The organism is Sodaliphilus sp. (assembly GCF_045598405.1).
Taxonomy (GTDB): Bacteria; Bacteroidota; Bacteroidia; order Bacteroidales; family Muribaculaceae; genus Sodaliphilus; species Sodaliphilus limicaballi.
Genome location: NZ_JAZLLZ010000142.1, coordinates 1 through 4,806, shown reverse-complemented (window position 1 = coordinate 4,806; position 4,806 = coordinate 1). Strand labels below are relative to the sequence as shown.

5 protein-coding genes and 1 tRNA gene are annotated in these 4,806 nt (G+C 52.7%); 1 reads left to right on the top strand and 5 read right to left on the bottom strand.

The window, feature by feature from the left end:
• Positions 1-579 precede the first annotated feature (579 nt).
• The 4 genes from ACKI3C_RS10050 to ACKI3C_RS10035 are packed head-to-tail and all read right to left on the bottom strand — an operon-like array spanning position 580 to position 3,516.
• The gene (locus ACKI3C_RS10050; protein ID WP_407404616.1) at positions 580-2,136 is read right to left on the bottom strand and encodes a DUF4435 domain-containing protein; all 1,557 of its coding nucleotides are present in this window, start codon (positions 2,134-2,136) and stop codon (positions 580-582) included.
• A 17-nt stretch (positions 2,137-2,153) separates the two neighbouring features.
• Positions 2,154-2,663, bottom strand: coding sequence for an SPOR domain-containing protein (locus ACKI3C_RS10045; RefSeq protein WP_407404614.1), 510 nt, complete (start codon positions 2,661-2,663; stop codon positions 2,154-2,156).
• Positions 2,660-3,184, bottom strand: coding sequence for a metallophosphoesterase family protein (locus ACKI3C_RS10040; RefSeq protein WP_407404612.1), 525 nt, complete (start codon positions 3,182-3,184; stop codon positions 2,660-2,662). Before ACKI3C_RS10040 ends, ACKI3C_RS10045 begins: the two co-directional genes overlap by 4 nt.
• Complete coding sequence (locus ACKI3C_RS10035) at positions 3,181-3,516, bottom strand: DUF4491 family protein (protein WP_407404610.1); 336 nt, start codon at positions 3,514-3,516, stop codon at positions 3,181-3,183. The genes ACKI3C_RS10040 and ACKI3C_RS10035 overlap by 4 nt, the downstream gene beginning before the upstream one ends.
• Positions 3,517-3,611: 95 nt before the next feature.
• On the opposite strand from ACKI3C_RS10035, the gene ACKI3C_RS10030 reads away from it, so the two are divergent.
• Positions 3,612-3,693 (top strand) — tRNA-Leu (locus ACKI3C_RS10030).
• A gap of 137 nt (positions 3,694-3,830) precedes the next feature.
• Here the strand turns inward: ACKI3C_RS10030 and ACKI3C_RS10025 are convergent.
• Positions 3,831-4,385, bottom strand: coding sequence for a C40 family peptidase (locus ACKI3C_RS10025; RefSeq protein ID WP_407404608.1), 555 nt, complete (start codon positions 4,383-4,385; stop codon positions 3,831-3,833).
• Positions 4,386-4,806 lie beyond the last annotated feature (421 nt).

Genomic DNA, 4,806 nt, shown 5'->3' with positions numbered 1-4,806 from the left:
CTCCGATTAGCGTCCTGCTGGACGCGGTGCATGTTGCATTTCTTCCCCCACCGCCACTTCGTTCGGCGGTGGGGGTTATTCAGGTATTGTCCTGCCGGACAATAAATTAGCAATATTTATTATCAAATGCTAAAGTTGAGTCAGTTAAATCAGAGCAATCTGTTGTAACTATACTACAATAGTTTTTTTGCAGATTCCCCGCGCGGATCTCACTCACACATGATTTTGTAATGAGAGTCTGGAAGCCGACACGCAGAACGCAGTTCTGCACATAACCCTGTCCTAACTGAGCGCAAGCGAAGGCAGGGCAGGGTAAATGCGATACACTATACTGCGGTTGAAGACCGCAACCTTGCACGTTTCGAGGTAGCGGTCTTCAACCGCGATTTTGTTACACTTCACACCCCCCACCGGCAGTCGTTTCACTCCCTTCGGTGGGGGTTATGTGCCCAAAGCTTGCTTTAGGCATAAAACCCTAATCCAATACTTCGTGAGAGATAGAAAAAATCTTCTAATTTCGGATAATTTCTTTCAGTAAAAAAAACTCCAATACTCTGTGGGAGACAGAGTGTGAGAGGGTTATAGCTCGAAGATTTTCAGGATGCCGGCGCGTATTGAGCGTGAGAGCGGGCCGTCGCTCTTGAGGATGTTGAGCGTGGTCTTGATGTAGTCCTCCTTGCTGTGGAAACCGCACAGGGTGGCCACTTCGCCCAGCAGTGGCTTGTGGTTGAACACTTTGAGCACGCCGGCGTAGTCGTTGTGGTGCACCATGGTGTGGAAATCGCGGCACACCTGGTCGTAGAAACCACGCGGGTTGAGCTCGTTGACGAGGTCTAGCATGTGGTCTTCGAGCGCGTTGATGGACTTGAATTTCATGTCGATGCGCACTTCCACGTCGTGCTTGACGCGGTGACGCACGTGCTGCAACGCCTGCTGCTTGAGCTGCGCTTCAAATGTGTTGATGACATGTCGCTTCACCTGATTGAGCACAAGGGCCTCGTTGCGGTGCTTGTAGCGGCACACGCCACGCACCACCGCCTCGAGCAGGAAGATGTTCTCTACCTCGGCCACATTGGGCACGAGCACGTTTTTCTGTCGCAGGTAGGTCACTTCCTGGTCTCCCCTGCGGTCACGGTCCACGATGCCGCGGCAGTCGATGTGGTGAAATGCATGCATGTCGCCGAAGGAACGCACCACCTCAATGACCTTGTTGCAGCTGCCCAGCGGCTTGACCACGTGGTCGGGGAAGATGAGCGGGTAGAGCTTGGAGTCGATGCTGTGTTCCTCGTCGCCCTCGATGAAGAGCACAGGCTTGCGGCTGCCCAGGATGTCGTAGTAGATAGCGTCGTCGAGGTTGTGGCTCGATGTGGCTACCTCGTAGTCCCACGCTTTCTGGGCAGGGTCAAAGGCCTTGACCCACACGCAGCGGTTATCAACACGCGACGAGGCGAACTCCACGTCGTGGGTGTTGTAGATGAACATACAGTCGGGGCGCATTTCCTCTATCACGTTCCACAGCGTGACCATGGTGCTGTGGTGGATGAACACCTCGGGGTCATCCACAATGATTGCCGCTCCAGGCATGGCATATAGCACTGCCGCGATGTGGTAGAGCACTGCCTTCTCGCCGTCGCTGAGCCTGATGGCGGTGAACTTGTCGTCGGCAGCGTCATTGCTGAACATGAGCTTGCCGTTCTCTCGCAGCACCTTGTTCTTGGGAAAAACCTCCTGCCACATCTTCACCACCATGTCGAGTCTGGTCTTGGGGAAATCGACGGTCTCGTTCATGAGCCGGTGGGTCTTGTAGCCCATGAGTTCCCTGAACTCGTCGATGAGCATGATGTAAGAGAGCTTGTCAAACTCGTTGTTGGCATCATTGACCAGGTGAGGGTGGTTCTCGTTGATGTGCTGGAACATATCGTCGATAGAACCCGGCAAAATTTCCCGCTGCCGTCGTGCCGGATACAGTGCGCGCAGGGCCGAGATGCGGTAGGCCTTGCCGCCCAGTTCGTTGATGAGAGCGTCGCAAAAGCGGCTCTTTCCCGAGCCGTTGGCACCGATAACGGTGACTTGCCGCACGTCGGTGAGCACCTCGGGCGTGGCGCCGTCGATGCGGGGAGGTAATTTGAGTTCCATGTGAGCGCGAGTTAAAGTTAAAGTCGGTTTAAAATCCATGCCCTGGGCACGAGCACCTTGGTCTTGAGTTTCTTGTCGGTTTCTTTAAGGAAGAAAGCTGCGCTTTCCTTGTCGTCAAATCCGCTTGCGATGACATAGTACTTGCGCTCGTTGCCGCCGAAGAGCACATAGCTGGGCAGGTGGTCCTCGGTGCGCAGGCGGTCGCGCATGGTCTTGGCGTTGAATTGCTGGGTGAACTCGGCCACCACCACGTTGTAGGGCTTGGCGATGGTCGTGGAGTCGTCATACACGTTGGCATACATGCGCACGAGCCGCACGCTGTCGCCGTTGATCACGGTGTTGGGGCGCACCTTCTCGGCCTGGATGCGGTCGTAGGTCTCTGCGCCTATGCCGGTCTTGTACTTGTCCATAGCCTTGTCGTAGGCTGCCTTGTAGTTCTGCTCGTTGCTGTGGCACGAAGTGGCTAACACACAGGTTGCCAGCAGTGCAACGGCCATGATGTATCGCAATAAAGTCTTGGTGTTCATATCGTTTGTCCTTGAATTTGTTTCTTGTCTTCGCCAAGTTCGATGACCTGGCAGTGTGTGATGCTTCCCTGGTCGAGGGTGAGGGTGATGAGCGTGCGCACCCGTTGCCAGCCTTGCCTTCCGGCAGCGCCCGGGTTGACCACAAGCACGTCGAGCGAGCGGTCGGGCATCACCTTGAGGATGTGGCTGTGTCCGCACACCATGAGCTTGGGACGCGACAGCTGCAGGCGGCTGCGCATGCCTGGGGCGTACTTGCCTGGGTATCCGCCTATGTGCGTGAGCACCACTTTCACGCCCTCGGTCTCGAAGATTTCCATCTCCTTGAGCCGCTTGCGCAAGGGACCGCCGTCGGCATTGCCATAGACGGCACGCACCACCGGGGCGATGGCCGAGAGCCTGTCGAGCACGGCCTCGCTGCCTATGTCGCCGGCGTGCCAAATCTCGTCACATCCAGTGAAGTACTGGGAGTAACGGTCGTCCCACCACGAGTGGGTGTCGCTGATGATGCCTATTTTTTTCATTTCTTGTCCTCCTTGCTTTTGTCCCACGGATAGGTGCGCTTGGGGTTGCGGGGGAACCATCCCTTCTTGACACGTTCTTGCTGCTCAAACACCTCAAGGATGCTCCAGAAGCAAGAGAAAGCCGTGACGCCGAGCACCGACGACCACATGATGTCGTTCACCAGCAGCGCCGCCGCGACAAGCACGATGCCTGCCAGCAGGAATGCCCACCAGCAGCGAGTGCCGCAGTAGTACTCGCCCTTGATGACCAAAGGATGGAACAGCCCTATCACGAGAAACGTGACCGCGCCCATAATCAAGCCTGAAAAATTCAGTTGTTCTAAAAAGCTCATGTTGCCTATAATCGATATTACGGGGCAAAGTTACTGAATATTTTTAGAAAATGTTTCGTGTTTCTAAATAATTTACTAACTTTGCAGTGCAAAAAGCGCCTGTGGCGAAATTGGTAGACGCGCTAGACTTAGGATCTAGTAACGCAAGTTGTGTAGGTTCGAGTCCTATCAGGCGCACAACTGGAGGGGTTAAACTGGTGATATTGGCCGGTTTAACCTTTTTCTTGTTTTTGTCGGGGCAGCAATGATGCAAAATAAAAGGTTCCGTGCCGGTGTTGGCAGGAACCTTTGTCGTATATATAAATGATGTTTTATTACTGTTGCTCGATTACTCGGCATGCGCCCATGTAGCGGCGGCTGTAGTAGCTCTCGCTTGAATGGCTCTCGGTGATGCCAGTGCGTGTGGCTGCATGTATGAACTTGAATGTGTTGTCTTCGTTGACCTTGGTGACGATGCCCACGTGGCCAATGCGCTTGCCCACTGCACGTCCGTTGAAGAACACGAGGTCGCCGGGCTGGAGGTCGCTGCGGTTGATGCGGTCGCCGTTCATCACCTGTCCGCTAGCGGTGCGGTTGAGTTTGTAACCAAACTGCTGGAACACAAAGCTGGTGAAACCAGAGCAGTCAAACCCCTTGGGCGACATTGCTCCGTGGCGGTAGGGAACGCCCTTGAACTTGTAGGCGTAGTCAAGGATTTCCTGCACGCGGTCGCGATGAGCTTTGTGGATGTTGGCGTTAGTGATTTGTTCGAGCACTGAACCGTGCTTGCGGGTATCGAGTTCCTGAGCCTGCGCGCCCATCACGGGAGCTAACATGGCTACACACACTGCGATAATTGTTAATATGTTATTTCTAATAATTCCGGTCATTTCGAAGTTTGATGTTTTTGTGTTCCGCAAGTGTGTGTTTTTGGTAAAAATGTACACTTGCGCGGGCAATTCTGCCCCTTTTCTGTTACAAAGTTAGTCAAAATGCGAATAGAATCCAAACAATTAAAACACTTGTAAACATTTGCGTTTGTAAACTGCGGTTGGTGTCGAAGTGCCCTGATGCCCCGTGTGCGTTGACTTGACGGCGTGTTCGGAATTCTTAATTTTTGAAATATAAAAATTAAAAAAGTAACACATTTTAACAAAAAGATATTTTTATTGTAACTATTCAGCAATGGTATTTTGGGTAATTTCCCCGCGCGGATCTCACTGATAACACAGATTTAATAATAACTGAAAGAAATTAAAATAATTAGAATAATTTCTTATTCAGTTAAATCAGAGCAATCTGTTGTAACTA